This is a genomic window from Lentzea sp. JNUCC 0626, from assembly GCF_043632865.1.
Taxonomy (GTDB): Bacteria; Actinomycetota; Actinomycetes; order Mycobacteriales; family Pseudonocardiaceae; genus Lentzea.
The window spans coordinates 7121995-7147805 of sequence record NZ_CP171635.1; the positions used below are offsets into that span (position 1 = coordinate 7121995).

Annotated in this window: 27 protein-coding genes; 9 read left to right on the forward strand and 18 right to left on the reverse strand. The window is 68.3% G+C overall.

Translation table 11 applies throughout. The features are described 5' to 3' along the window. Window positions 1-22: 22 nt before the first annotated feature. The 6 genes from JNUCC0626_RS32620 to JNUCC0626_RS32645 all read right to left on the reverse strand — a co-directional run bounded on the left by JNUCC0626_RS32620 (window position 23) and on the right by JNUCC0626_RS32645 (window position 5705). Window positions 23-1252: an acyl-CoA reductase gene (locus JNUCC0626_RS32620; RefSeq protein WP_394614600.1), complete on the reverse strand. Its 1230-nt coding sequence runs from the start codon at window positions 1250-1252 to the stop codon at window positions 23-25. Beyond that, window positions 1249-2316 carry an acyl-protein synthetase gene (locus JNUCC0626_RS32625; RefSeq protein ID WP_394614601.1) on the reverse strand — a complete coding sequence of 356 codons (1068 nt, stop codon included), beginning with the start codon at window positions 2314-2316 and terminating at the stop codon, window positions 1249-1251. Before JNUCC0626_RS32625 ends, JNUCC0626_RS32620 begins: the two co-directional genes overlap by 4 nt. Next, entirely contained in the window at window positions 2313-3725 is a 1413-nt protein-coding gene (locus tag JNUCC0626_RS32630; RefSeq protein WP_394614602.1) for an AMP-binding protein, read from the reverse strand. Before JNUCC0626_RS32630 ends, JNUCC0626_RS32625 begins: the two co-directional genes overlap by 4 nt. Further along, window positions 3722-4468 (reverse strand): SDR family NAD(P)-dependent oxidoreductase, encoded by a 747-nt coding sequence (locus tag JNUCC0626_RS32635; protein ID WP_394614603.1) that lies wholly within the window; start codon window positions 4466-4468, stop codon window positions 3722-3724. Before JNUCC0626_RS32635 ends, JNUCC0626_RS32630 begins: the two co-directional genes overlap by 4 nt. Window positions 4469-4734: 266 nt before the next feature. Then, a complete protein-coding gene (locus JNUCC0626_RS32640; protein ID WP_394614604.1) occupies window positions 4735-4974 on the reverse strand; it encodes an acyl carrier protein in 240 nt (79 codons plus the stop codon). Between the two features lie 29 nt (window positions 4975-5003). Then, entirely contained in the window at window positions 5004-5705 is a 702-nt protein-coding gene (locus JNUCC0626_RS32645; RefSeq protein ID WP_394614605.1) for a UDP-N-acetylglucosamine acyltransferase, read from the reverse strand. A 175-nt stretch (window positions 5706-5880) separates the two neighbouring features. On the opposite strand from JNUCC0626_RS32645, the gene JNUCC0626_RS32650 reads away from it, so the two are divergent. Together JNUCC0626_RS32650 and JNUCC0626_RS32655 are read left to right on the forward strand one after the other, a co-directional pair. After that, complete coding sequence (locus JNUCC0626_RS32650; protein WP_394614606.1) at window positions 5881-6978, forward strand: DegT/DnrJ/EryC1/StrS family aminotransferase; 1098 nt, start codon at window positions 5881-5883, stop codon at window positions 6976-6978. Then, complete coding sequence (locus JNUCC0626_RS32655) at window positions 6975-7937, forward strand: Gfo/Idh/MocA family protein (protein WP_394614607.1); 963 nt, start codon at window positions 6975-6977, stop codon at window positions 7935-7937. Before JNUCC0626_RS32650 ends, JNUCC0626_RS32655 begins: the two co-directional genes overlap by 4 nt. Window positions 7938-8574: 637 nt before the next feature. Here the strand turns inward: JNUCC0626_RS32655 and JNUCC0626_RS32660 are convergent. From JNUCC0626_RS32660 to JNUCC0626_RS32675, 4 genes are read right to left on the reverse strand one after another with little or no spacing between them, the layout of a single operon-like run. Beyond that, window positions 8575-9207, reverse strand: a complete 633-nt coding sequence (locus JNUCC0626_RS32660) for an acyltransferase (protein WP_394614608.1) — start codon at window positions 9205-9207, stop codon at window positions 8575-8577. A 3-nt stretch (window positions 9208-9210) separates the two neighbouring features. Next, complete coding sequence (locus tag JNUCC0626_RS32665) at window positions 9211-10410, reverse strand: glycosyltransferase family 4 protein (RefSeq protein WP_394614609.1); 1200 nt, start codon at window positions 10408-10410, stop codon at window positions 9211-9213. 47 nt (window positions 10411-10457) lie between these two features. Next, window positions 10458-11396, reverse strand: coding sequence for an NAD-dependent epimerase/dehydratase family protein (locus tag JNUCC0626_RS32670; RefSeq protein WP_394614610.1), 939 nt, complete (start codon window positions 11394-11396; stop codon window positions 10458-10460). 52 nt (window positions 11397-11448) lie between these two features. Then, on the reverse strand, window positions 11449-12579 hold the full coding sequence (locus JNUCC0626_RS32675; RefSeq protein WP_394614611.1) for a DegT/DnrJ/EryC1/StrS family aminotransferase: 1131 nt from the start codon (window positions 12577-12579) through the stop codon (window positions 11449-11451). Between the two features lie 111 nt (window positions 12580-12690). Between JNUCC0626_RS32675 and lhgO the strand changes: the two genes are divergently transcribed. Further along, on the forward strand, window positions 12691-13884 hold the full coding sequence (lhgO, locus tag JNUCC0626_RS32680; protein WP_394614612.1) for an L-2-hydroxyglutarate oxidase: 1194 nt from the start codon (window positions 12691-12693) through the stop codon (window positions 13882-13884). Here lhgO and JNUCC0626_RS32685 read toward each other — a convergent pair. After that, window positions 13872-15017: an acyltransferase family protein gene (locus tag JNUCC0626_RS32685; protein ID WP_394614613.1), complete on the reverse strand. Its 1146-nt coding sequence runs from the start codon at window positions 15015-15017 to the stop codon at window positions 13872-13874. The two genes, lhgO and JNUCC0626_RS32685, sit on opposite strands and share 13 nt — an antisense overlap. Before the next feature lie 180 nt (window positions 15018-15197). Between JNUCC0626_RS32685 and JNUCC0626_RS32690 the strand changes: the two genes are divergently transcribed. Continuing rightward, window positions 15198-16304, forward strand: a complete 1107-nt coding sequence (locus tag JNUCC0626_RS32690; RefSeq protein ID WP_394614614.1) for an acyltransferase family protein — start codon at window positions 15198-15200, stop codon at window positions 16302-16304. Here JNUCC0626_RS32690 and serS read toward each other — a convergent pair. From serS to JNUCC0626_RS32710, 4 genes are all read right to left on the reverse strand, one after another. Continuing rightward, window positions 16301-17551, reverse strand: coding sequence for a serine--tRNA ligase (gene serS, locus JNUCC0626_RS32695; RefSeq protein ID WP_394614615.1), 1251 nt, complete (start codon window positions 17549-17551; stop codon window positions 16301-16303). The genes JNUCC0626_RS32690 and serS overlap by 4 nt on opposite strands. A 118-nt stretch (window positions 17552-17669) precedes the next feature. Next, the gene (locus tag JNUCC0626_RS32700) at window positions 17670-18122 is read right to left on the reverse strand and encodes a DUF350 domain-containing protein (protein ID WP_394614616.1); all 453 of its coding nucleotides are present in this window, start codon (window positions 18120-18122) and stop codon (window positions 17670-17672) included. 21 nt (window positions 18123-18143) lie between these two features. Beyond that, complete coding sequence (locus tag JNUCC0626_RS32705; RefSeq protein ID WP_394614617.1) at window positions 18144-19307, reverse strand: glutathionylspermidine synthase family protein; 1164 nt, start codon at window positions 19305-19307, stop codon at window positions 18144-18146. 6 nt (window positions 19308-19313) lie between these two features. After that, the gene (locus tag JNUCC0626_RS32710; protein WP_394614618.1) at window positions 19314-20006 is read right to left on the reverse strand and encodes a hypothetical protein; all 693 of its coding nucleotides are present in this window, start codon (window positions 20004-20006) and stop codon (window positions 19314-19316) included. Window positions 20007-20203: 197 nt separating this feature from the next. On the opposite strand from JNUCC0626_RS32710, the gene JNUCC0626_RS32715 reads away from it, so the two are divergent. The 4 genes from JNUCC0626_RS32715 to JNUCC0626_RS32730 all read left to right on the forward strand — a co-directional run bounded on the left by JNUCC0626_RS32715 (window position 20204) and on the right by JNUCC0626_RS32730 (window position 23076). Next, window positions 20204-21226, forward strand: coding sequence for a septum formation family protein (locus tag JNUCC0626_RS32715; RefSeq protein ID WP_394614619.1), 1023 nt, complete (start codon window positions 20204-20206; stop codon window positions 21224-21226). Beyond that, complete coding sequence (locus JNUCC0626_RS32720; RefSeq protein ID WP_394614620.1) at window positions 21223-21573, forward strand: metallopeptidase family protein; 351 nt, start codon at window positions 21223-21225, stop codon at window positions 21571-21573. Before JNUCC0626_RS32715 ends, JNUCC0626_RS32720 begins: the two co-directional genes overlap by 4 nt. Before the next feature lie 306 nt (window positions 21574-21879). After that, on the forward strand, window positions 21880-22161 hold the full coding sequence (locus JNUCC0626_RS32725) for a hypothetical protein (RefSeq protein WP_394614621.1): 282 nt from the start codon (window positions 21880-21882) through the stop codon (window positions 22159-22161). A gap of 255 nt (window positions 22162-22416) precedes the next feature. Further along, window positions 22417-23076 (forward strand): pentapeptide repeat-containing protein, encoded by a 660-nt coding sequence (locus JNUCC0626_RS32730; RefSeq protein WP_394614622.1) that lies wholly within the window; start codon window positions 22417-22419, stop codon window positions 23074-23076. Between the two features lie 3 nt (window positions 23077-23079). Here the strand turns inward: JNUCC0626_RS32730 and JNUCC0626_RS32735 are convergent, their stop codons facing one another. Together JNUCC0626_RS32735 and pheA are read right to left on the reverse strand one after the other, a co-directional pair. Next, entirely contained in the window at window positions 23080-23673 is a 594-nt protein-coding gene (locus JNUCC0626_RS32735; protein WP_394614623.1) for a histidine phosphatase family protein, read from the reverse strand. Beyond that, the gene (gene pheA / locus JNUCC0626_RS32740) at window positions 23670-24560 is read right to left on the reverse strand and encodes a prephenate dehydratase (protein WP_394614624.1); all 891 of its coding nucleotides are present in this window, start codon (window positions 24558-24560) and stop codon (window positions 23670-23672) included. Before pheA ends, JNUCC0626_RS32735 begins: the two co-directional genes overlap by 4 nt. A gap of 146 nt (window positions 24561-24706) precedes the next feature. On the opposite strand from pheA, the gene JNUCC0626_RS32745 reads away from it, so the two are divergent. Then, window positions 24707-25225 carry a macro domain-containing protein gene (locus JNUCC0626_RS32745; RefSeq protein ID WP_394622146.1) on the forward strand — a complete coding sequence of 173 codons (519 nt, stop codon included), beginning with the start codon at window positions 24707-24709 and terminating at the stop codon, window positions 25223-25225. Between the two features lie 54 nt (window positions 25226-25279). Here JNUCC0626_RS32745 and JNUCC0626_RS32750 read toward each other — a convergent pair whose 3' ends face one another. Further along, window positions 25280-25774 carry a GNAT family N-acetyltransferase gene (locus tag JNUCC0626_RS32750; RefSeq protein ID WP_394614625.1) on the reverse strand — a complete coding sequence of 165 codons (495 nt, stop codon included), beginning with the start codon at window positions 25772-25774 and terminating at the stop codon, window positions 25280-25282. Window positions 25775-25811: the final 37 nt, after the last annotated feature.

Consider the following 25811-nt stretch of genomic DNA (forward strand, 5'->3'; position numbering starts at 1 on the left):
TGGACGAGTTTCGGGGCATCGGTCAGACCGTGACGGTCGTCAGCCTGCTGAACTCGGCCAGCAGGTCGTAGCCGTCCCACACCGCGGCGAAGCTCAACGCGGAGCCGAACGGTACGACGCGGTCGATGCCGCGACCGGCGAGGGCGTGGACGAACTCGATCACCTCGGGGCGGTCGAATCCGAAGACGCTCAGCGTCTGGTCCTTCCTCTGTACGACGTCCGCGAGAGCCGCGAGGTTGCCCACGGTCGTCTGGGGGAAGGTACCGACACCCAGCCACTCGCGTGGCACCGAGGTCGGCTCGGCGAGTTCGAGGGTCGCGACCGCGTTGCCGGAGAACCGGATCTCGGTCACGTGGCCCTCCGCCGCGACGCCGTACGCGGAGACCCGCTTCTGCACGGCCATCGCGGGCTCGACCACGAACTGCTTGCTCTCGACGACCTCGGACAGCAGCGCGAGGAACTCGGAACGGCCGCGCCGGGCACCGGCCTCGTCACCGACCCAGAACAGGGTGCGCGGCGAGGAGCAGGCGGCCTGGTCGAACCAGTACGAGTCGTTGTAGAAGCCGGTCGCGGCGTCACGGCGCTGCTCGGGCGTCGCGGCCTCCCAGCCGGCCACCGAGATCGCGGCGAACGACGCGCGGTCGGGGAACGTGAGGTCGCGGGCCTGCGGGCCGATCGCGCTCTTGCGCACCTCGGTGACCGAGCGGTCGCCACCCCAGATCACGCGGAGCTGGCAGGCGGCGGACAGCGCGCCCGTCACCGCGTCGTCACGGCCGTAGGTGACCATGCGCTGCGTCTGCGCGATGACCGGGTGCGCTTCCTTGAGCGCCTCGTTCAGCGCTTCGAGGACGGCCTCGGCGGCACCGGCCGAGCGCGACGAGATGCGCACGACGTTCGGGTTGCCGGCCAGGGCCGACAGCGCCCACGAGTACACGAAGATCGTGTCGACGTTGGCCGGCGGGATGTGGAAGACGAGCCCGCGCGGGAAGCGCAGCGCGTCGCCGCTGGTCTCGATCGACCTGAGCGCCTTGGCGATCTCGCCCTTGCGCAGGAAGAAGCCCAGCGAGGCGAGTTCGGGGTAGCGGCGGGCCATCGCCGGGGCGAGCAGCTTGCGCGCGAACTTGACCAGGAACTCGACGACGCGTTCGTCGCCGACCTTCAGGCGGCCGCCTTCGGGCTCGACGTCGAGCTCCGCGAGCAGCGCGTCGACCTCGACGTCGGGGCCGGCGGGGAAACGTTGCTGGATGCTCACGCAGGGCTCCCGCTGAAGGTGTCGGAACAACCACGGGCCTCGGCGCGCGGCAGCCTGCCGAGCACGGAGAACCGCTTGCCTGGCCAGTCGCCGTCGTCGATGCCGTGCACGACGCCGAGGTCCTCGGTCAGCAGGACGTGACCGGGGTACGACCTCGGCACGGTGCTGACGACCTCGATGACGCCGGGCTTGCCGACCGGCTGCTCCGCCCACGTCTCCGGGTCGCGGATGACGATGTCGGCGAAGTCCGGGCAGTACAGCGAGTTGCCCGACGGACCCTCCACGAACACGGTGCCGAGCTGCTCGACCATGCCGTAGTAGTTGTGGATCCGGGTGAGGCCGGTGTCCTTCTCGAACCGGCGGCGGAACTCCGCGTTGTCGACGGCGCGGTCGATCAGCTTCTTCCAGCCACCGGAGTGGATGAGGATGCCGTTCGACAGGTCCAACCTGTGCTCGCGCGCGACCTCGTAGAGGTACTGCCACACCATGAAGGTGAAGCCGAAGATGAGGAACGGCTCGTTGCCGTACGTGGCGAGGAAGGTCTTGATGGCCTCGACGTCCGGCTTGTCGTTCTCGTCGAGCGCGTAGACGTGCTTGCGGCCGAAGTTGGCCATGCCGAGCACACCCGCGCCACGGGCCGAGAACGAGCGGCGGTTCTTGATGATGCCGATGGTGTCGACCATCAGCATCGGCAGGCGCTGGTCACCGAGCACGGTGCGCAGCGTCCGGCCGAGGTAGCGCGGCTGGTCGGCCGCGGCTTCCTTGTCCAGGTAGATGCGGGACACCTCGGCGCCGGTCGTGCCGGACGACGTGAGGACCTTGAAGACCTCGTCGTCGGGCACGCTCTTCAGCACGTGGTGCTTGAACATCCGCACCGGCAGCCACGGCAGCTGCTCGACCGAGTCGAACGAGGCCCCGCGGGCGATCCCGAGCGAGCTCAGGATGCGGTCGTACGGCTCGCCGCCTGCACGGTGGTGCTCGGTGAGTTCGGTGAGCACGGGCAGCAGGGCCGCCTCGCGCTCGGACTGGCTCAGGCCGAACACGCTCTCGGCTGTGGTGGTCACGCGCGTCCCTCCAGGGAGCGGTAGTCGATCTTCCCGCTGGCGAGCAGGGGAAGTGCGTCGATGTCCCGCACGTCGAATCCGGACACGTGCATGTGCAGCTTCTCGGACAGTGCCTTCGCAGCCGCCTTGCGCGTGTCAGCGGCGCAGTTCTCCGCCCAGATGACGACCTTGTCACCCGCCGGCACGGCCGCCGCCGCACCGATGTCCAACCCGGAACCGCGCAGCATTTGTTCCAGGTCGTCCAGATTGACCCGGTTGCCGAAGACCTTGCCGATCCGCTTCAGCCTGCCCGTGATGAACAGGTAGCCGTCGGCGTCGAGGCGACCGAGGTCGCCCGTCTCCAGCAGTCCACTGCGGCCGTCCGCTTCGGACAGCTCCTCTTCGGACTCCGCGTACCCCATCATCACGTTGGGGCCGCGGTAGAGCACCTCACCGACGACGTCCGCGTCGGACGTCTCGGTGCCGTCTTCGAGGCGGATCGAGAACGCGCCTCCCGGCAGTGCGGGACCGGCGCTGCCGATCTTCTCCGCGAGCTTGGCCGCGGGCACGGTCGCCATCCGCGGCGCCGCCTCGGTCTGGCCGTACATGACGAACATGCGGCCGCCGACGGCGAGCATCTTCTCGTTGAACTCGGCGACCAGGTCCTCGCGGAGCTTGCCGCCGGCCTGCGTGATCGTGCGCAGGGTCGGGTACTTGGCCGGGTCGAACCGCAGCCGCTTGAGCATCTCGTAGTGGTACGGGACTCCCGCGAGCGAGGTGATCTTGTGCTCGTCCACGGCCTGCCAGAACGGCCTGCCCATCACGCCGGACGGCTCGACCACGACGGTCGCGCCCATCACCAGGTGGCTGTTCAGGACCGACATGCCGTAGCTGTAGTGCAGCGGCAGGCTGGTGGGCGCGACCTCGTTCGCGTCGATGCCCAGCACCTCGGCGATGGCGTGCGCGTTCGCCAGCACGGCGGCCTTGGCCAGCCGCACGAACTTCGGGTTGCCGGTCGAGCCGCTGGTGGGCAGCAGCACGGCAAGGTCGGGGTGCGGCGCGACGCCCTCGGCGGCCTCGCGGATCCACGCGGGACCGCCCGCGTCACCGGCGCGGTAGCCCTCCGGCGCCTCGCCCGCCTCGCCGAGCACGGCGGCCGGGCGGAAGCGGGACACGAGCTCCAGCAGCACGTCGCGGTCCTGGCCCGCGTCGAGCAACGCGACCGCGCGACCCGACTCGAACGCGGCGAGGTAGCGCAGCACGCTCGGCACGTCGACGGCCGTGCGCGCGAACAGCACGCCGACCGGGAGTTCCGCGTAGGACTGGCCGATGGTCTCGACCGCGGACCGCAGCTGGTCGCCGGTGAGGCTCTCCCCACCCGTGGCGTCGACGAGGCGAGCGCCGGGGTGCAGCAGGCTCGACGGGCTCACAGCACCAGACCGCCGTCGACGCCGATGATCTGCCCGGTCACGAACGACGACTCGTCGCTCGCGAGGAACCGGATCACCTTCGCGACCTCCTCGGCCTTGCCGAGCCTGCCGAGCGGGGTGTCGTCGATGCGGTCCGCGATGATCTTCTCGTCGAGGTGCGACGTCATCGCCGTCTCGATCACGCCGGGCGCGACGCCGTTGACGCGGATGCCGTACCGGCCGAGTTCCTTGGACGCCGACAGCGCGACGTTGCCGACGGCCGCCTTGGACGCGGCGTAGGCGGTCTGCCCCGCGCTGCCCTGCGTGCCGACGATGGACGCCAGGACGACGATCGACCCGGACTTCTTGCGCATCATGGCGCGGGCCGCGGCCTGGACCGTGTGGATCGTGCCCGCGACGTTGGTGGTGAGCATGCTGTCGATGAGCTCGTCGCGGATCATGCCGATCAACGCGTCCTCGAGCACACCCGCGTTCGCCACGACGACGTCGAGCTGACCGCGTTCCTTGGCCACACCCCTGATCACCGTGGAGACGGCCTTGGAGTCCGTGACGTCCAGCGCGACGCCGCTCACGTCCGCGCCGAGTTCGGCGGCCACCTCGGCCGCCCGCTCCTTCGCCGACGCCTCGTCGCGGCCGGTCAGCACCACGGCCGCACCCGCCTCGGCGAGAGCCCGGACGGTCGCGAGACCGATGCCCCGCGTGCCGCCGGTCACGATCGCAACCTTGCCAGTCAGGTCAGTCACTACGCCATCAGTCCCGTATGTCTCGATTGCCCAGGGCCGCGTGATCCGGACGGAACTTCCTGGTCACGCACCGGACACCGAAGTGAGCGTACCCGCACGTCAGGAGTGATCATTTCCGCCCGCAGCACCGCGGTGACACCCCGGTTGCGCAGGTCACAACCGGGTTCACAGCCGTGAAACGCGAGTGGGCCGCGTCCGGTTGCAGACGCGGCCCACCAGTGGCGTTGCCCACTGCTCACGCAGTGGTCAGGCCTCTCGAACAGTGGTCAGGCCTCGACGCCGAGGCCCTTCAGCATGTCGACGGCGACCTTGAAGCTGCTCATGTCGATGACCTGGTCGGTCTCGAACTGCACGTCGAACTCGTCCTCGATGGCGGCGATCAGCGCCATGTGGCCGACGGAGTCCCACTCCTCGATGTCGCGGTACTTGAGGTTCTCGACGTCGACGTCGTCGGACAGGGCAAGTGCCTCGACGAAGACGTCGCGCAGGCGGTCGTTCAGCGCCATGGTGTTTCTCGTTCTCCGTAGCTCGGGGATCAGTGGTTCAACGGGGCGCGGTCGGCCCACGACTTCAGCAGGACGGACAGCTCTTCGGGAAGGCCGTCCGCGGGCAGGTCGCCCTTGCCCTTGAGGAAGGGCTCCAGCGCCGAGATGGTCTCCTCGGCACAGCCTCGGCGGCTCAGGCCGACGACGTTGATGCCGGTCACCCGCGCGGGGTTGCCGACCGAGATGGTGAACGGCTCGACCTCGCGGCGCACCGCGGAGCCCATGCCGACCATGGCACCGGGGCCGATGCGGCCACCCTGGTGCACGGTGGTGCTCATGCCGATGTTGGCGTGCGACCAGATCTCGGTGTGGCCACCGATCTGCACGGAACAGGCGAGCACGACGTTGTCGCGGACCGCGACGTCGTGGCCGACGTGGCTGCGGACCAGCAGGTAGCAGTCGTCGCCGATGGCGGTCGCGCGGTGCGTGCCCTGGTGGACGGTGACGTACTCGCGGATCTTGTTGTTGTCGCCGATGACGACACCGTGTCCGTCGAGCTCGCCCTCCCAGCCCACGGGGTGAGGGCCGCCGCGGTCCTCGGCGGGAGTGCCGATGGTCACGTGCGGGCCGATCCAGTTTCCGCTGCCGATGCGGGCAGGGCCGACGATCACCGAGTAGGGGCCGATGATGTTGTCGTCGCCCAGCTCCACACCGTCGCCGATGATCGCGGTGGGGTGAATGCGGTTCGCCACGGGTCCGTTCCTGGTAGGTCGCGCCGTACGAGCGGTACGAGTTGTGTGCGTTACACCGCCCAGGCCGGAGCGCATCTCGTGTTCACAGGCAGGTAACGTGGCGCCCGCGTCAGGGCGGGACGACCTGTGACTGTACCGGACGCCGTCCACCGTCTCCGGAGCGAAAGACTGCTGCATGATCCCCATCACTGTCGTCGATGTGGCCGACGCGGAGCCTTTGGTCCTCGAGGTTCTCCGCTCCGGCTCGATCGCACAGGGCCCGATGGTCAAGCGTCTCGAAGACGCCTTCGCCGCCGTCGCCGGTGTTCCCCACGCGATTGCCGTCAACAACGGCACCACCGCGCTGGTCGCATCGCTGCAGGCACTCGACCTCCAGCCGGGCGACGAGGTCATCACCTCGCCGTTCACGTTCGTCGCGACCCTGAACGCCATCCTCGAGGCAGGCGCCACCGCGCGCTTCGCGGACATCCGGGTGGACGACTTCTGCATCGACCCCGACGCGGTCGCCGCGCAGATCACCCCGCGCACCAAGGTCCTCATGCCGGTGCACCTCTACGGCCAGACCGCGGACATGGGCAAGCTCGCCCCGCTCGCGGCCGAGCACGGCCTGAAGCTGGTCGAGGACTCCGCGCAGGCCGTCGGCGCCACGTTCGAGGGCCAGCCGGCCGGCAGCTTCGGCATCGGCTGCTTCTCGCTCTACGCCACGAAGAACGTCACGACGGCGGAGGGCGGCATGATCACGACCTCCGACGACGCGCTCGCCGACAAGCTCCGCGTCCTGCGCAACCAGGGCATGCGCGCCCGCTACCAGTACGAGATGGCGGGTCACAACTACCGCCTGACCGACCTGCACGCGGCCGTCGGCATCCCGCAGCTCGAGAAGCTGGAGCAGCTCACGGAGGCCCGCCGCCACAACGCGTCGGTGCTCGCCGAGGGCCTCGCCGGCGTGCCGGGTCTCACCGTGCCGTCGGTCCTGCCGGGCCGCACCCACGTGTGGCACCAGTTCACCGTCCTCGTCGGCGACGACGCCGCGGTGACCCGTGACGAGCTGGCCGCCAAGCTCACCGAGCGCGGCATCGGCAACGGCATCTACTACCCGAAGGTCGTCTTCGACTACGACTGCTACCGGGAGAACCCCGGTGTCATCGCGTCGGACGTGCCGGTCGCCTCCCAGGTCGCCCGCCAGGCGCTTTCGCTGCCGGTGCACCCGAAGCTGACCGAGGCCGAGCTCGCCACGATCGTCACCAACGTCCGCGAGGTGTTCGGCGCATGACCGCCAAGAAGCGCGTAGCCCTGATCGGCACGGGTTCGATGGGCTCGCTGCACGCCCGCGTGCTGTCGCAGTCCGAGCGCGCGGACCTGGTCCGCGTCATCGACCCGCGCGAAGAGGCGGGCCGCACCGTGGCCGACCGCTTCGACGCGGCCTGGTCCCCGGAGATCGGCTCGCTGGCGGACGTCGACGCAGTCGTCCTCGCCGCCGCGACCGAGGCGCACCACAAGCTCGCCCTCGAGGTCCTCGACCAGGGCAAGCCCCTCCTCGTCGAGAAGCCGGTCTGCGACGACCTCGCCTCCAGCGAGGAGGTCGTTGCTCTCTCCGAGAGCAAGGACATCCCGATGATGTGCGGCCTGCTGGAGCGCTACAACCCGGCAGTCATGACCGCACTGCAGCTGGTCAACGAGCCGGTCCACGTGATGGCCCGCCGCCACGGCCCGTACGCCCCGCGCATCAAGACCGGCGTCTCCTGGGACCTCCTGGTCCACGACGTGGACATCGCGATCCGCTTCTTCGGCGGCATCGAACCGTCCCGCGTCGCCTCGGGCGTCGGCTACTTCCACCCGGACTCGGTCCAGGGCGCGGAGGACAACGTGGAGACGGTCCTGACCTTCCCGACCGGCATGGCAACGGTGTCAGCCAGCCGAATCGGCCAGCGCAAGGTCCGCTCGCTCATCGTGTCGGAAATCGACAGGCTGATCGAGATCGACCTGCTCCGCCGCGACGTGACGATCTACCGCCACGTCTCGCACGACGCAGTGACGGCCGACGGCCTCGGCTACCGCCAGCAGACGGTGATCGAGATCCCCGAACTCCTCACGGCCCGCGAGCCGCTCGCAACGCAGCTCGACCGCTTCGTCGACCTGCTCGAGGGCAAGGTGGACGCGGCCGAGGAGCGCGCGTCGATCCTCCCGGCCCACCGCGTGGTGGCCGAGGTGCTGCAGAAGGCCAGCGCCTGAGCCAACTCAGGTAGGCAGAAACGCCGAAGGGCGGCGGAGGCGACATGCTTCCGCCGCCCTTCGGCATTTCTGCTGGAGGGCGGCGGCAGGAGGGCGGCAGGAGCGGGGCAGCGATGCGCCAGGTAGCTGAGCACCAAGTAGCTGAGCGCAGGGCAGCGATGCGTTCGGCCACAGTGGCTTGAGGAGATGCGAAGCCGAAGGCGAGCCCGTCAGAGCGCAAGCATCGCGACGGCGCAGCCGAGCTCCAAGCCCAACCGCAGTCGCGAACGCAAGGCGACCACCGTCTTGGCTTCGGCGCGCGGTGCCAACCGCCAGCCACCAACGCAAAAGCCAACCACCTACGAAACCTGGCGTGGCGAAGCGAAGCGAGCCCGAACGGGCTGCTACCAGGTTGGCCAGCCGATTCCACCGCTCATGGCGATTGGGGCTTGACCTTGAGGGGCTGGATGCCAACCTGTCCGGTCCGGCCGGGGCGTACTTCACCCCGGCCTTTGAGGCCGCGAATGCATCCAGCTAGAGGCTCAAGGTCAAGCCCCAATCGCAACCCCGCTCACTTCGTCACTGCCTGACGGACCACCCTCGCAACCGCAGCCCAACCAACAAAACGCAACCCCAACGCAACAGTCCTAAATGGACCTCAGTCCGACTTCTTGTCGAACGACCCAGCCGGCGCCCCCCAAGAAGGCGCGTCCCCACGCTCCTCAGCCAACTTCCGCCGCCGCTCGTTCTCCTCCTGCACCCGAGCCACCTCGCCCTGGATGTACTCCTCGTCGTACCGCTGAAAAACCCGAGCCGGATTCCCAGCCACCAACGAACGCTCAGGAACATCCTTGGCAACCACAGAATTGGGCTGCACAGTCGCAAAATCACCGATCGTCACGCCAGGCATGATCACCACGAGCCCACCGATGAAACACCCCTTGCCGATCTTCACCGGCTTCCGCTCGATCAAATCACTCCCGGAGTGGTTCGACAGAGTCATGTTCGCCAACCAGCTGGAGTGCGTGAAGATCAGCGTGTTGAGCCCGATGCTGGTGTGCTCACCGATCTCCAGCCCACCACTCGCGTCCAGCACGGCACCCTCGCCGATCCAGACGTGGTCGCCCAACGTCAGGTGCTCGGGGCTGACCACCTTGGCGCGCTGGCGGATGCGCGTCGTCGGCGGCAGGCCGTAGAGCTGCGCGCGCTCCGCGTCGTTCATGTACTCGCCGACCAGTTCGGTCAGGATCTGCGGACGGAGCCTCTGGCTGCGCTCGTCGTCGAAGAACATCTTTCAGCCTTTCCTGAGCAGGTTCTCTGCGACCTGCTTCTCGAACATTCGCAGGTGTTCGTCCACGACGACGTCGAGATCGAAGTTGTCCCGCACCATCGAACTCTGCCTCTTGCCGATCTGCGCGCGCTTCGCCGGGTCGTCCAGCAGGGCGATCACGGTGCGCGCCACCTCCGCGGAGTCACCTGGGCGCACGAATAACGCGTTGTCCCAGTTGCGGAGTTCGATGCCGGGGTAGTTGTCCAGCTCCGCCGACGCGATGGTGGCCGTGCCGGACAGCATCGCCTCGAGCGACGCGGTGCCGCAGCCGCCGTTGAGGTCGTGGGCAACGATGTCAGCGGCCTGGAAGTACGACGGCACGTCGTCCTTCGGCACGGCGCCGGTGATGATGAACCTGTCGGTGATGCCGAGTTCCGCGGCGCGCTTCATGAACTCGTCGTGGTAGACGCGGCCCACGACGATCACCCTGGTGTCCGGGTGCTTCTCCAGGATCGCGGGCATGGCGTTGACCAGCGGCATGCGGTTGCGCAGCGGGATGACATGGCCCAGCGAGACGATCAACGGCGCGGTGCCGACGCCTCGTTCCGCGCGGACGTCCCTGGTCGGGATCTGGTCGAAGTGCTCGGTGTCGACGGCGATCGGGATGCAGACCGAGTTCTCGTCGGTGGTGCCGTAGCGCTTGACGCAGTAGTCGACGCCCAGCTTGTCGAGGATCACGTAGCGCGGCTTGACCATGCGCATCATCGGGCGCACCAGCACGGCGTCGAGCATGCGGAAGACGTTGCTGTAGAACTTCCGCGCGCTGATCAGCAGCGTGTGCACCGTGACGACGACGGGGACCTTGCGGCGGCGCGCCCACAGGCCGGCCATCCATGTCAGGTCGAAGAACTGGCCGTGCATGTGGATGAGGTCCGGCTGGAACTCGTCGAGCAGCCTGAACAACTCGCGCCAGTTGCCGGGGCGGGCCGAGGCGAAGGTGATGTCGAAGTCGATCGACAGACCCAGCTGCGGCATCTTCCCCGCGGGCAGCCGCGCGATCCGGTACCCGTCGCGCTCCTCCCTCGCGGGAGAGTTGCGGTACTCGGCGGTGATGGTCAGGACCTCGTTGCCGCGAGCGGCGTACCGCTCGGCCATCGAGGCCGCCATGTGCGCACTGCCGCCGACTCTCGGGGGGAAGAAGTTGTTGACCACGACGATTCGCAAAGTCGAAACCCCTCTCCCCAGAGAGTCAGCGGCAGACGTGCGTGCGCTCAGCTCTGCGGAGCGGAGGCGCGCACCAGCTCGGACATGCCCTGCTCGACCGTGATGGTCGGCTCCCAGCCGAGGATCTCCTTGGCACGGGTGATGTCCGCGGCGCGACGGGACACGAGCACGTCGCGCGGGTTGAACTGCGGCTCCACGTCGACGCCGACGGCCTGGATCAGGATCTTGGCCAGCTGCGCGATCGAGGTGTCGACGCCGGTGCCGATGTTGATCGGCAGGTTGCCCTGCTCGCTCTCCAGCGCCATGACGACGGACATCGCGAGGTCGTGGACGTGGATGAAGTCCATCGACTGCTCACCCTTGCCGTCGATGACCGGCGGCTGGCCGGCACGGAGGCGCTGGATGAAGTGGTTGATGACCGAGGTGTAGTACGCCTCGATCTTCTGGCCGGGGCCGTACACGTTGAAGAAGCGCAGGGCGTTCCAGGAGAGGCCCTTCTGGCGCTGGTAGAAGCCCAGCAGGTCCTCACCGGCGCGCTTGGTGATGCAGTACGGCGTGAGCGGGCGGAGCTCGTCGTCCTCGTGCATCGGCAGGCGCTTCGGGTCGCCGTAGACCGAGGCGGTCGAGGCGAAGACCAGGCGCTTGACGCCCTCGTCCGCGGCGGCGGCGAAGACGTTGTGGTTGCCGGTCATGTTGATGTCGACCGACTCGTGCGGGTCCGCGATGCTCTTGTTGATCGAGACCGTGGCGAAGTGGATCGCGTGCGTGCAGCCGCGCATGGCCTCGCGCACCGCGCCGCCGTAGCGCACGTCCTTCTCGATGAGCTCGACGTTGCCGGTCGCGACCAGCTCGTTGACCTTGGCGCGGTCACCGCGGGACATGTTGTCGAACAGGCGCACCTTGTAGCCGCGCTCCAGCAGGAGCGGGATGACGTGCATACCGATGAACCCGGCGCCACCGGTGAAGAACACGGTGCGGTCGGACATGACGGTCAACTCCTCGTACTTGGGGGGTCGTGCTCGGGGTGCGACCTGGTGGTCAGGAAAGCTCGGCCACGACCTCGCGCACCGCTTCCGCGGCGCGCTCGACCTCTTCGTCGGTGAGGTTGGCGTGCATCGGGATCGCCAGGTGGCGGCGGAAGAGGTCCGCGGACACCGGGCAGGGCTCGGTGGCCCCGTAGATCGGCTGGACGTGCGAGGCGTACGTGCCGAAGTTGCACTGCACGCCGCGCTCGCGGAGCTTCAGCGCGACCTGGTCACGGCTGATCGACGGGTCGATCGTGATGATGTAGGCCTGCCACGGGTGCGTGCGGTCCGGCGCCGTGACGGGGAGCTCGATGCCCTCGACGTCCTTGAGCAGCTCGCCGTAGCGCTCCGCGACGTGCGTGCGGGCGGCCAGCAGGCTCGGCAGGCGGTCCAGCTGCACGTTCATGATCGCGGCCTGGACGTCCGAGAGGCGGTAGTTCCAGCCCAGCTCGTGGAACGTCGGCACGGGCAGGGTGTTGCTGCCCTCACGGCCGAACGCCGGCTCGATGCCGTACGTGTGCAGCTTGCGCGCGCGGGCGTCCCACTCGGGGTTGTTCGTGGTCAGGGCGCCGCCCTCACCCGAGGTGATGCCCTTGCGGCCGTGGAAGCTGAACGCGGCGATGTCGCCGAGGCTGCCGGCCGCGCGGCCCTTGTAGGTCGCACCGGCGGCGCAGGCGGCGTCCTCGATGAGGAACAGGCCGTGCTTGTCGGCGATCGCGCGGAGCTCGTCGTAGTCGGCGGGCTGGCCCGCGAGGTCGACGGCCACGATGCCGGTGGTGCGCGGCGTGATGGCGGCCTCGACGGCGGCGGGGTCGACCGTCCAGATGTCCGGGCGAATGTCCGCGAACACGGGCTTCGCGCCGGTGTACATCACGGCGTGGCCCGTGGCGGGGAACGTGTAGTCGGCGACGACGACCTCGTCACCGGCCTTGGCGCCGAGGACGTGCAGCGCGAGGTGCAGCGCGGCACCGCAGTTGCTCGTCGTCAGGGCGTGCGCGGAGCCGGTGGTGACGGCGAAGCGCTCCTCGAACTTGCGGCAGGTCGGTCCGGCACCGGCGAGCCAACCGGACTTGAACACCTCGGCGATCGCGGCAAGCTCTTCGTCACCGACCGTGGGCTGGCCGAGAATGATCTGCTCAGACATACCTCTCCCCTGCGTGGATGGGGCCGAGTGTATAGGTGCCAGAGACGATCAACGGTGGGTGGGCCGTACTGTCCTCTTAACACGAACGGACCCGGAAGACGAGGATTTGACGTGCGACACATCGCGGTTGTCGGTGGCGGGATCGTCGGTTTGGCGGTCGCCAACGAACTGGCCGGACGCGGCCACCAGGTGACCGTCTTGGAGAAGGAATCGCACTGGGCGGCGCACCAGACGGGGCACAACAGCAACGTCGTGCACGCCGGTCTGTACTACAAGCCGGGCTCGTTCAAGGCGCGGATGTCGGTGGCGGGCAACGCTTCCATCATCGACTTCGCCAAGGAGCACGGTGTTCCGTACGAGGTCTGCGGCAAGCTCGTCGTGGCCACCTCCGAGGACGAGATCCCGCGCCTCAACACCCTCGCCGAGCGGGCCGAGGCGAACGGCGTCCCGGCGCGGATGATCTCCGCCGCCGAGGCTCGCGAGTACGAGCCGGAGGTCGCCACGGTCGCCGCGCTGCGGGTCGAGTCGACCGGCATCATCGACTTCCCCTCCGTGTGCCGGGCGCTGGTGAAGTTGCTCAACGCCCACGGCGCTGACCTGCGGCTGAACAGCCCTGTCCTGGGGATTCGCCGCTCGCCGGTGGGTGCCGGTGTGGAATTGGCCACTCCGCAGGGAATCGTCCGCGCGGACGCCCTCGTGAACTGTGCCGGATTGCACAGCGACCGGATCGCGCGGATGGCCGGTCTGTCCCCTTCGGCGACGATCGTCCCGTTCCGCGGCGAGTACTTCGAGCTGACGCCCGAGCGCCGGAACCTGGTGCGGGGCCTCATCTACCCGGTGCCGGACCCGACGCTGCCGTTCCTCGGCGTGCACCTGACCCGCATGCTCGACGGCAGTGTCCACGCCGGACCGAACGCGGTGCTGGCGCTGCGCCGCGAGGGCTACAAGTGGTCGCAGTTCTCCCCCGCCGACCTGTTCGAGGTCGCGAAGTTCCCCGGCACCTGGCGGCTCGCCCGCAAGTTCGCGAAGACCGGCCTCGAAGAGGTGCTGAGGTCGTTCTCCCGCAAGCGCTTCGCCGCCTCGCTCGCCCGGCTCGTGCCGGCCGTGCAGGAGGCCGACCTGGTCCGCGCCGAGGCGGGCGTGCGCGCGCAGGCGATGCTGCCGGACGGTTCGCTGGTCGACGACTTCCTGTTCGAGACGGCCGAACGCCAGGTGCACGTGCTGAACACGCCGTCGCCCGCGGCCACGTCGTCGCTGGAGATCGCGAAGCACGTGTCCGACCAGGTCGAGCGTCAGCTCGACTGAGCCGCCTTCTCCAGATCCCGGTCGAGCTTCCGCAGTTCGACCGGGATCTTCGGTTCGACCAGGTACTTCACCCGCAGCCGCAGGAACGGCGACTCGATGCCGTGGAACGTCACCCACGCCACCGCGATCGAGACCGGGAGGAACAACGCGGCGACGGTGACGAGCGCGCTCGCCATCGGCCCGATCGCGGGGATGTCGATCCACCAGCGGTTCTGCACGAGCACGCCCGCGATGACGAGGTGCAGCAGGTAGAGCGAGAAGCTCAGCTCCCCGACCTTCGTGACCGCGCGGGCCACGACGTTCGTCGCCCTGACCGTCGCCACGTACGTCAGCACGACCAGGGCCCACATGCCGCCCTCGACGTCGATCCAGAGCAGGCGCCACCAGCCGTGGTTGAAGAAACCGTGGACCTGGTTGAACGACCACAGCGCCGCCACGACGACCAGCGCGCTGACGGCGATCTTCCACCAGCCGCGGAAGTGGTCCGCGTAGCGCAGGTAGAGCCACGCGGCGATCATGCCGATCAGGAACTGGTCGATCCGGCCGACGAGGTTGTAGTAGAGGATCGAGTCGGGGTTCGGCACCGCCGTCACGAACCAGACCAGCGCGCGGATCACCGCGATCGCCGCGAACAGGCGCAGGAACGTCGGCATCCCGAACCGCGTCAGCAGCTTGTTGAGCAGCGGGAACAGCAGGTAGAACTGCATCTCCACGGCGACGGCCCACAGCGCGCCGGAGGAGATGTCGCCGAGCACCAGCGCGCCGGGCAGGTTGCCGAGGCCGAGCACGGTCTGCAGGAACGGCAGGAAGCCGAACGCGCCGGGGTTGGCCGCGAGGGCGATCAGCACGATCACCATGAACAGCGGGTAGATCCGCAGCAGCCGGTTGGCCATGAAGCGCGGGTACGAGACGTCCTTGCCGATCGTGCCGACGGCGAAGATGAACCCGCTCAGCACCATGAACAGCGTGACGCCGGTGTGCCCCTCGAAGATGACGGTGGCGGCCGGGTTCGTCGAGTACAGCCAGTCCTTGCCGAACTCGAAGGCGCGGCCGTGCGCGATCCACGTGCCGAAGATCTGCGTGCCGTGGAAGAAGATCACGAGCAGCACCGCGTACGCACGGAGCTGATCCACGGAAGCCATGTACGGCCGATTACTGCTACGCATGTCTCCATCCCCCAGGTCAGGCAACCACGCACAGTACTCGGGCGTGGAACGTACACTCACCCGACCGATGAGCCGGGTCACCGATCGGGTGACCCTCCTGGGGGAAGGTTCTCAGTGCGTTCTCTTAGCCATGCCCAATTCCTGGCGATGCGAAGATTCCCGGCCCTCGACGGCCTGAGAGCCGTCGCGGCCATTCTCGTGATCGTGTTCCACTACGGGGGCGGACCCTGGGGCTGGACCTCCGGGTGGATCGGCGTCCACATCTTCTTCGTCCTGTCAGGCTTTCTGATCACCACCCTCGCACTGCGCGAGGAGGACCGCAGCCCCACCGGGCGCATCTCGGTCAAGAACTTCTACCTGCGGCGCGCGTTCCGCATCCTGCCCGTGTACTTCGTGGTGCTGGGCCTCAACATCGCACTGCACGTGATGCGCGGTGACTTCCGCAGCTCCGGCCTTCGCGACAACCTGACGTACTACTTCACCTTCACGAACGAGTTCGTGGACAGCCCGATCGCGCCGTTCGCGCAGTCGTGGACGCTCGGCATCGAGCAGAAGTTCTACCTGGTGTGGCCGCTGCTGGCGTTCGTGCTGTGCGCCCGCTTCTTCGCCCGCCGCCTCGCGCTGTCGCTGACGACGATCGCGGTGCTGGTCCTCACGCTGTTGCCGGCCGAGACCAACCACGAGAGCACCGGCGTCCACTACATCCCGCTGATCCTCGGCTCGCTGCTCGCGATCGTGATGCACAACCCGAAGGGCTACGCGCTGGTCAGCGGCCTGACCAAGCCCGTCGTCGTGGTGATCGCCGCCGTCGCGTTCCTCGCGGCGCACTGGAGCCTCGGGCCGCTTTTCTACTGGCTGAGCGACGGCGTCCTGACGCTCAACGACACGTACCTGGTGATCATCCCGGCGTACTCGGTGGTCGTGACGCTGCTGATCCCGACGCTGCTCGCGCCCGGCCCGCTCGGGTGGCTGCTCAGCACGAACGTCATGAAGTTCATCGGCGACCGGTCGTACTCGATCTACCTGGTGCAGGGCGCGGCCGGTGTCGCCGTGGGCGCGCTGGTGCCGAAGCTGCACACGTGGCCGACGCTTAACTGGATCGGCGTCGGCCTGGTCTCGCTCGCCATCGCGGACCTGCTGTTCCGCTACGTCGAGCAACCGTTGATCGAGGTCGGCCGCGCCGTGGTGAACCGCTCCGAGAAGCGGGCACCTGCCGTCGCGGCCGAACCCGAACGCGTTCCGCAGCCCGCTTAGCGGGGCTTGAGGACGTCCGTGCCCATGAACGGGCGCAGCGCCTCGGGAACCACCACGGAGCCGTCGGCCTGCTGGTGGTTCTCGAGGATCGCGACGATCCAGCGGGTCGTCGCGAGCGTGCCGTTCAACGTGGCCGCGATCTGCGACTTGCCGTTCTCGTCGCGGTAGCGGACGTTGAGGCGGCGTGCCTGGAACGTCGTGCAGTTCGACGTCGAGGTGAGCTCGCGGTACTTCTGCTGGGTCGGGACCCACGCCTCGCAGTCGAACTTGCGGTGCGCGGACGTGCCGAGGTCGCCCGTGGCCGTGTCGATGACCCGGTACGGGACGTCGATCTTGGCGAGCATCTCCTCTTCCCAGCCGAGCAGGCGGGCGTGCTCCGCCTCGGCGTCCTCGGGCTTCACGTACGAGAACATCTCCACCTTGTTGAACTGGTGGACGCGGATGATGCCGCGGGTGTCCTTGCCGTACGAGCCCGCCTCGCGCCGGTAGCACGACGACCAGCCCGCGTACCGGCGTTCGCCGTCGAGGATCTCGTCCGCGTGGTAACCCGCCAGCGGCACCTCGGACGTGCCGACGAGGTACAGGTCGTCGTTCTCCAGGTGGTAGATCTCGCTCGAGTGCGCACCGAGGAAGCCGGTGCCCGCCATGATCTCCGGCCGCACCAGGGTCGGCGTGATCATGAGCTCGAAGCCGTTGGCCGTGGCCTGCGCCGCCGCCATGTTGAGCAGGGCGATCTCGAGCTGCGCGCCCACGCCCTTGAGGAAGTAGAAGCGGCTGCCGCCGACCTTCGCGCCACGCTCCATGTCGATGGCGCCGAGCTTCGTGCCCAGGTCGAGGTGGTCCTGCGGCTCGAAGTCGAACTCGCGCGGCGTGCCCACGGTCTTGACGACGACGAAGTCGTCCTCGCCACCGACGGGCGCGTCCGGGTGGACCAGGTTCGGGATCTTGGCCAGCAGCTCGTTGACCTCTTCGGCGGTGGCGTGCTGCTCGGCCTCGGCGGCCTTGACCTCGGCGGCCAGGTCCTTCGCCTTGCCGAGCAGGGCGGTGCGGTCGTCGCCCTTCGCCTTGCCGACCTCCTTGCCGAGCACCCGCTGCTCGGCGCGCAGGGTGTCGGCGCGGGAGATGGCGGAACGCCGGCGCTCGTCCGCGGACAGCAGACTGTCGACGACGCCCTCGTCCTCGCCACGGGCACGCTGCGACGCGCGCACGATCTCCGGGTTCTCGCGCAACACCTTGAGGTCAATCACCCGGAGAAGGGTAGTCGCCACCCGTTCCCCGTTTCATCCGGATATGCGGAACGCGGACCGGTCAACGCAAAAAGGACCCGGTGCCACGTGAGCACCGGGTCCTTCGAAGAGCTGGTGACTAGTAGATGGCGAAGGCCACCACGAGACCGAGGGCGACGTGGGCCGCGGCCACGACGACGGAGGCCGGTGCGAACTCGTCCGACTCGATGATCGAGCCGATGTCCAGCTTGGTCACCCACTCCAGCAGCCGGACGGCCGCCACCTGCACGATGATGCCGACGATGCCGTAGATCAACGCGGTGAGCAGGCCCTCGTCGAGCTTGCCGACGGCGTTGAGCATCGCGACGACCACGATGAACGCCATCGAGACGAGGCCGGAGGCGGTGACGATCACGGCGTTCGGGGCACCGTTGCGGACCAGGAGCGACAGCTTGCCCGGCGTCGTCCAGTCGATCGCGTAGAAGCCGAACACCATGAGGACCAGACCGACGACGGCGTACAGCGCGATCGCGCCGATGCCCCGGCCGATGGCCGAGCCGAAGCCGGGGTCCAACGCGAGCGTGTAGTCCATTTCCCGTTCCCTTTCGGAGTCTTACTCAACAATTCGATGCGGCACGAACGCCGCGCCGTCGTCGGTCACCAGACCGACCGTTTCCCGGATGCCGAGGCCTGCCGACGTGTCGCCGACGACCCAGGCACCCAACGCGGGGCGGTAGCCGTCGAACTCCGGGAGCGGATCGAACAGCTGGTACACGAAGCCTTCTTTGCCGTACACGCCACCGGTCTGCGTCTCGTAACCCGGGGCGACGATCTGGATGTTCGCCCCCTCGCGGCCGAGCAGCGGCTTGCGCACGTACTCGGTGAGCATGCCGGGGTCGTTGAGGTACGCGGGGAGCAGGTTGGGGTGGCCCGGGTACATCTCCCACAGGATCGCGAGCAGCGCCTTGTTGGAGAGCAGCATCTTCCACAGCGGTTCGATGAACAGCGTGCCGGGCAACGACTCCACGGCGTGGCGGCCGAACTGCTCCTCGACCACCCACTCCCACGGGTAGAGCTTGAAGAGCGTGCCCATCGGGGCCTCTTCGAGGTCGACGAACCGGTTGAGCAGCGAGTCCCAGCCGATGTCCTCGATCGCGATGCCCACGGTGTTCAGGCCGGCCTCGGCCGCCGTCTCCTGGAGGCACGCGGTCGTCAGGTGGTCCTCACCGGACGGGTCGGCGCCGGACCAGCTGAAGTGCAGCTCGCCCGACGGCAGCTTGGCCCCGATCTCGGTCCAGCGTTCGACCAGGCGCTCGTGCAGCGAGTTCCACTGGTCGTCGTCCGGGAAGACCTCTTCCTTCCAGTACCACTGGATGTACGCGGCCTCCAGCAACGACGTGGGGGTGTCCGCGTTGTACTCCAGCAGCTTGGCCGGGCCCGAGCCGTCGTAGCGCAGGTCGAAGCGGCCGTAGAGGTGCGGGTCGCGGCGGCGCCACGACTCGGCGATGTGCGGCCACACCCACTCGGGGATGCCGAAGTCGCGGTACCGCTCGGTGAGCACGACGTTGTCCACCGCGTCGAGGCACATGGAGTGGAGCAGCTCGACGTCGGCTTCGAGCGAGAGGATCTCGCTCATCTCGAACACGTAGTGCACCGACTCGTCCCAGTAGGGACGGTCGGCGCCGTTCGCGTACTTCGCGGGCAGGCCGAAGACCAGGCCCTGGTCGGAGACCGTCCGCTGCCAGTTCGGCCGCGGGTGTGAAGCTTCCCGGCGCAAGTGTGCTCAGCCTCCGCTGCTCGACGATCCGCTGCTGATGCCGAAGCCGCCGCGCTGGACCGACGTGCCCGACTTCGTGCTGACGTTCGCACCCTTGGGGACCGTGTAGCTGCCGCCGACCGCCTTCTGGCCGACCGAGCCCGAACCGCCGTAGTTGTAGCGGTACGACGAGCCGCCGATGTAGATGAAGCCGCCGCTCGTGTACCCGCCGTGGCTGCGGTAGTACGACTCGTCGCAGTAGTCGTCGTCGACGATCACGTTGTTCGAGTCGGTGCACTGCGCGGTGACGTTCTTCGGGCTGGCGGCCGCGTACCAGATCGCGACCAGCGCGACCACGCCGACGGTGACGCCACCGCCGATGAGCAGGCGCTTGCGCTTCTTGCGCTTCTTCTCGAACGCGGCGGACTCGGCGGCGAACCGCTCCTGCTGCGCCTTGAGGGCGGCAGCGCGGGCGCGTTGCTCGGCGACCGAGGCCTGGCGGGGCTTGGTGACGCCGGCCTGCTGCTGGCGCATCTTGCCCTTGGTGGGCGGCCCCTGGTTGGGCCTGGGACCGGGCTGACCCGGCGCAGGCTGGTTCGGCGCAGGTGCCGGTTGGTACGGCGGCGGCTGCTGCGGCTGTTGCGGCTGGCCGGGCTGTCCCGACGGCGGCCCCTGCTCGGGCGTCGGCTGGCCAGGTCCTGGCTGGTTGTTGTCAGTCATCACCACTCCCGCGGGCAAGGTACCTAGCGAGACAGCTCCAACACGGCCAATTGGGGGACGAGTGTCCTAATAGCAACACTCGGCACCCAACCCCCCGGCGCACAGCGGTCTCACACGGCACGGGCATCATGGATGAGATGTCTTCGAGCGCCGGTTGGTTGAGTCGATCTGGTCACATCCGCGACACGCGGCTTGTGATGGTCGGCGCTTTCGTGGGCGCGTTCGGCTTGTTGATGTTGTCCGCGTTCACGTCTGTGCTGGCAGGAGGCCCGCTCAGCACCAAACGCGAGCTCGTCAACGCCGCCTACCAAGCCGTGACGGGCGAATGCCTCAACTGGGAGAAACCGGACCTCTCGGACGCCCAGAAGGTCGACTGCGCCGCCGCGCACAAGTTCGAGGTCACCGGAACGGCCGACATCACGGCCGCGTACCCGAAGGAAGCGCCGTTCCCGAACGGCGAGGCGTGGGAGAAGATCGCGCAGGAGAACTGCGCCCAGGCGTCCACGACGTACATGGCGGGCAAGCTCGACCCCGAGGGCAAGTACGGCGTCAGCACCCTCAACCCGGACGAGACCCGCTGGAAGAGCGGATACCGGCAGCTCAGATGCGGTCTGCAGGTCGCCGCCCCGTCCGGCGCGGCCCTGCCGTCGTTCGGCAGCGCGAAGACCCAGGACCAGTCGAACGTCTACGACCCCGGCGTCTGCGTGGCGCTCGGCGAGAACAACACGGTCGGTGACCCGATCGAGTGCGCGAAGCCGCACGCGTTCGAGATCGTCGGCGTCTTCCAGCACCCCGAGGGCCCGTTCGTCGCCCCCGAAGCCCAGGACGCCGCCATGTCCGAGAAGTGCGCGGCCATCGCCACCGAGTACACCGGCGGCGCCGACCTGAAGGCCAAGGGACTGCTCGTCACCTGGGACACCCGCGTCGAGGCGAGCTGGGCCGTCGGCTCCCGCAAGGCCAACTGCAAGATCGGCGCAGTCCCCCAGGGCAACAACCTCGTCGCCTGGGAAGGCAGCGTCCGCAACCCCAACGGCGCGCCGCTGACCACCGCGAACCCGCCGCAGACCACGTCGGTCAAGGCCCAGGACGAACCGACCGGCGCACCGCTGCACTCCGAGACCAACGGCTCCCAGTCCTCCGAGCCCGGCAAGCCGTCCGACTCCGACAAGCCCGACAAGCCCTCGTCCAACGCACCCCCTTCGAGCACAGAGAACCGATGACCGTCGAGATGACCCGGGCCCGCTTCGAGGAGCTGGTCGAGGAAGCGCTGGACCTGCTGCCGGCGGACTTCATGCACGCCATGAACAACGTCGTGGTGCTGGTCGAGGACCGCAACGATCAGGAGCCGTCACTGCTCGGGCTGTACCAGGGCATCGCGCTGACCGAGCGCAACTCCGACTACGGCGGGACGCTGCCGGACCACATCTTCATCTACCGCGACGCGATCCTCGACATCTGCCAGACGGAGGACGACGTGGTGGAGGAGGTCGTGGTGACCGTGCTGCACGAGGTCGCGCACCACTTCGGGGTGGACGACGCGAAGCTGCACGAGCTGGGCTGGGGCTAGCAGGCCATTCAGAAAAGGCATTCCGAGCGTCTTCGAATTGCTTGCGGGCGCCGCCAATCGAGCCCTGAACTGCACGTTCAACGCAGCGCTCGCGTCCAAAGTGGACCCAGAGCAGAAGTGACTCAGGTCACAATACTACTTCCCGCATAGATGCACGGCGTTTCCATGCACCATCCGTAGTTTCAGTGGGCTGAATTTGTCCAATTCACGACCAGAATCCATAGATTTGCCCACTTTTTTGCTCAAGCTATCCTTTATAATCGGCGGCGGAAAACTCATCTCTTAAGAGTGGTGCACCCTGTCCGGGTGAACACCGCTCTCGTGCTCGCGACGTGCCTCCTCCTGGCGATTGCGTTCGGAGGCTTCGCCCTCTTGCTGGTTCTTGCCTGCCGCGGCGCTGATCCAGAACTCCGGCCCGAGATCCTGCGCGCCCTCGGCGCCTACGTCGCCCAGGGCTTCGCGGCTCTGGCAGAGGTGCCGGCGCGGTTGATCCACGCGATTGACGTGCTGAGCCGCCGGAAGCAGGCGGCGATGCCGTCCAACGAGCCGGAGAACCCTGAAACCAGCGACGAGTCTGCCGTGCAGTAGCGACGCGATTCGGCGGGCTCGGGAACTGGGACGGCAACGCCCGACCTCCCCCGCGCGGGTGAGGCGGTTGGACCGTCTGGCAGGTTGTACGGGTGCCAACGAACCGCCGCCTGGGTCTGCGCGCACCCGTCCGCCGCCGCAAGGCGCCGAACTGGCAGACCGTCACCTCCGTCGTCACGGCCGTCACTGCCGCCGGCGCGCTCGTCTTCACCGGGCTGTCGCTCCAGGCCACCCGCGATCAGGTCACCGTGGCGTTTGAAGCAGCACGAGCTGACCGAGCAGGGTCAGGTCACCGACAGGTACACCAAGGCCGTGGAGCAGTTGGGCAAGGCCGGGCCCGAGAACCTGCACAGCCGGCTGGGTGCCGTGTACGCGCTGGAACGCCTCGGCCGCGACTCACCGCGCGACCAGACCACGGTGTTGGAGGTGCTCTCGGCGTTCATCCGCACAACGGCTCAAGGCGTACCTGACGACTCTCCGGCACGCCGGGAGAAGTGCGGTGTCACCACGGTGGACGTCCGAGCCGCACTGACCGTGCTGGGACGTCGTGATCCGCGACAGGACCGCGGCTTCACCATCGATCTCCGCAGGCTCTGCCTGGCCGGCGTGAACCTCAGCCGCGTGTTGCTCGCCGAGGCCGATCTGTTCAGGGTGCGCGCGGATGAAGCGCGCTTCGTCGACGCCTCGATGAGCAACGCCGTCCTCAGGCTGGCGCTGCTGGAGCGGACCGACTTCACGGACGCCGACCTGTTCGCTGCGGACCTCACTGAGGCCTACCTGGGCAAAGCGACCCTGTCGTCCGCGTCGTTCTACGACACCGACCTGCGCGGAGCACGGCTGCACGACACCAAGCACGACGACACCATCGTCCACGGTGCCGTGACCAACGAACGGACCGAGGGCGTGTGGTGGTGAGGGCTAGACGGGTACGCCCGCCCACGAGCGGCACACCCAGGTGTCGCCCTCGGTCTCCAGCACCACGACCCCGGTGTTCGGCAGCAGGTTCTCCGCCAGCTCCACCGGCACGTTCGACGCCAGCGCCAGCGCCCCCATCCGCCCCGCACCACCGTGCGTCACGACCATGACGGTGCCCTCGACACGAATCGACGCGATCGCGCCGAGGAACCGGTCCAGCACCTGCTGCCCCGTCTCCCCGCCGCCGGGGAACGCGACGTCCAACGAGCCCTCGGCCCACTGGATCACGGTCTCGAGGTAGGTCTTGTACGCCTCGGGGTCGTTGCGACCTTCGAGCGCACCGACCTGGATCTCCTCGACGCCTTCCAGGATCTGGACGGGCAGGCCGAAGCGTTCGGCGGTCGGTGAGGCGGTTTGCTGGGCGCGGAGACCGATGCTCGCGTAGACGGCCACCAGGGATTCAGAACCGAGCGTGTCGGCCAGTTCGCGGGCCTGCTTCTGGCCCAGTTCGGTGAGGGGCGGGCCTGGCATGGCCGTGTCCAGCCTGCGTTCGATGTTCGACGCCGTCTCACCGTGCCTGACCAGCAGCAACCTCACCCGGTCTCGCCCTTTCTGACAGCATCGACCCAGGAGGCGGCTGCGGCGAACTCGGCGTTGTGAGCCTCTGCGGGCTCGTGGTCGGCCTTCGGGAAGGACCCGAGGAACCGGATCTCGCGCGAGTGTCGGTGCAGCGCGGCCAGCGCGTCACCGATCCTCGGCTCTGCGATGTGCCCCTCGACGTCGATGTAGAAGCGGTACGTCCCCAGTTTGCCCTTCTGCGGGCGCGATTCGAGGCCGGTGAGATTGATGCCACGCAGCGCCAGCTCGGTGAGCAGCTCGGACAGCACGCCCACGCGGTTCGGGGTGGTGACGACGACGCTCGTGCGGTCTGCGCCGGTCGGCTCAGGCAGTGCGCCCGGTTGCCGCAGCAGGAGGAAGCGGGTGCGGGCGTCGGGCACGTCCAGGACGTCGGTGGCGTACTCGTCGAGCTTGTAGTGGTTGATGGCCACGGGGGCGGAGACGGCCGCGTCGAACTCGCCGCGCTCGACGGCGGCTGCTGCCGCTGCGGTCGACGAGGTGGCGATCGAGGTGGCGCCCGGCAGTTCCGCGGCGATCCAGTCGCGCACCTGGGCCAGGGCGTGCGGGTGCGAGGCGACGGTGGCGATCGAGGTGGTGCCCGGACGGACCAGGACGCTGAAGCGGACGTCGAGGACGGTCTCGGCCACGGCGACGACGGCCGAGTCGCGCACGAGGGCGTCCAGGGTGGCGGGAACGGCTCCCTCGACGGAGTTCTCGATCGGCACGCACGCGAAGTCGGTCTCGCCGGAGCGCAGTGCGGCGAACGCGAGCGGGATGGTCTCGACGGGGACGAGCTCACCCTCGAACCGCATGGCGGCCTGCTCGGTGAAGGTCCCCTGTGGTCCGAAGTACGCAATGCGAGGCACCGAGTCAGCGTAGTGCGGGCGACGAGTCGCGAATCACGCCTGTGTCAGGCGCCAAACCTGGGTTCCGTCAGGACCGTTCGAACTGGAATGCTTGGGGCGTGCCCGCTCTAGCGCCAGAACTCGTGTTGTGCGCGGTCGACGAACCGATGGCGAACGCCTGGCTCGCCGTCGCGGACGGACGCGCCGGGGTGAGGGTGCACCGGGGGTCCGTGCTGGACATCCACGCCCAGGCCATCGTGAGCCCCGCCAACTCGCAGGGCTGGATGCGCGGTGGCATCGACGCCGTCTACGCCACGGCGTTCCCCATGGTGGAGAACAACGTCCGCAGCGCCGTCCTGGCGTTGCACGGCGGTGAGCTCCCGGTCGGCGAGGCGCAGATCGTGGCGACGGGCGAGACCGAACCCGCGTGGCTCATCAGCGCCCCGACCATGCGCCTGCCCGGCGAACGGCTGCCGGTCGACACCGTCCACCCGTACCTGGCGGCGCGTGCCGTGCTGATGCTCTGGCTCACCGGGCGCCTGGAAGACGGCACGCCGGTGCGCGACGCCGTGCAGACCATCGCGATGCCGGGCCTCGGCACCGGTGTCGGTGGCGTCGCGCCGTCGACGTGCGCGCACCAGGTCGCCGCCGCGTGGGACGAGGCGTTCAACCCTCTGCACGTCTGACAATCCACAAGACCTGTGCACAACCCTGTGGACAGGGCTGTGGACACCTGTGGACTACTGGCGTGGCGCGACCCATCGTTCGAGGTCCAGCTCGTCCGTGATGGGGATGCCGAACTCACCCACAGCCGGGATCTCCGGTTTGAGCTTGCGGGCCTCGCGGACGGCGTCCGGTCTCAGCGCCGTGATCTTGAACCCGCGCCGTTGGTAGAAGCGGATCGCGTCCAGGTTGTCGTTGGTGGTCGTCAGCCGCACGCGGTTGCATCCGAGCGTGCGTGCTTGACGGACCGCGGCGTCGACCAGCGCGGTGCCGACGCCACGGCCCCGCCGGAGCGCGTCGATCGTGACGATCTCCAGCTGGTGGTTCGCCACCGCGTAGGTCAGCAGACCCAGCACGTGGCCCTGCTTCTCTACGAGGAAGCCCGGCAGACTCGCCGGGAAGAACACCTCGCCGTGCGCGACGGCGGTGTGCGCGCCCCATAGCTCGAGAACCAGTCGGGCGACAACTATGCGATCTGCTTCCTCGACCGGTCGTACCGAGCCTTCTGCCATGACAAGAACTGTGCCAATTCGAGTCACTGTCAGGAAC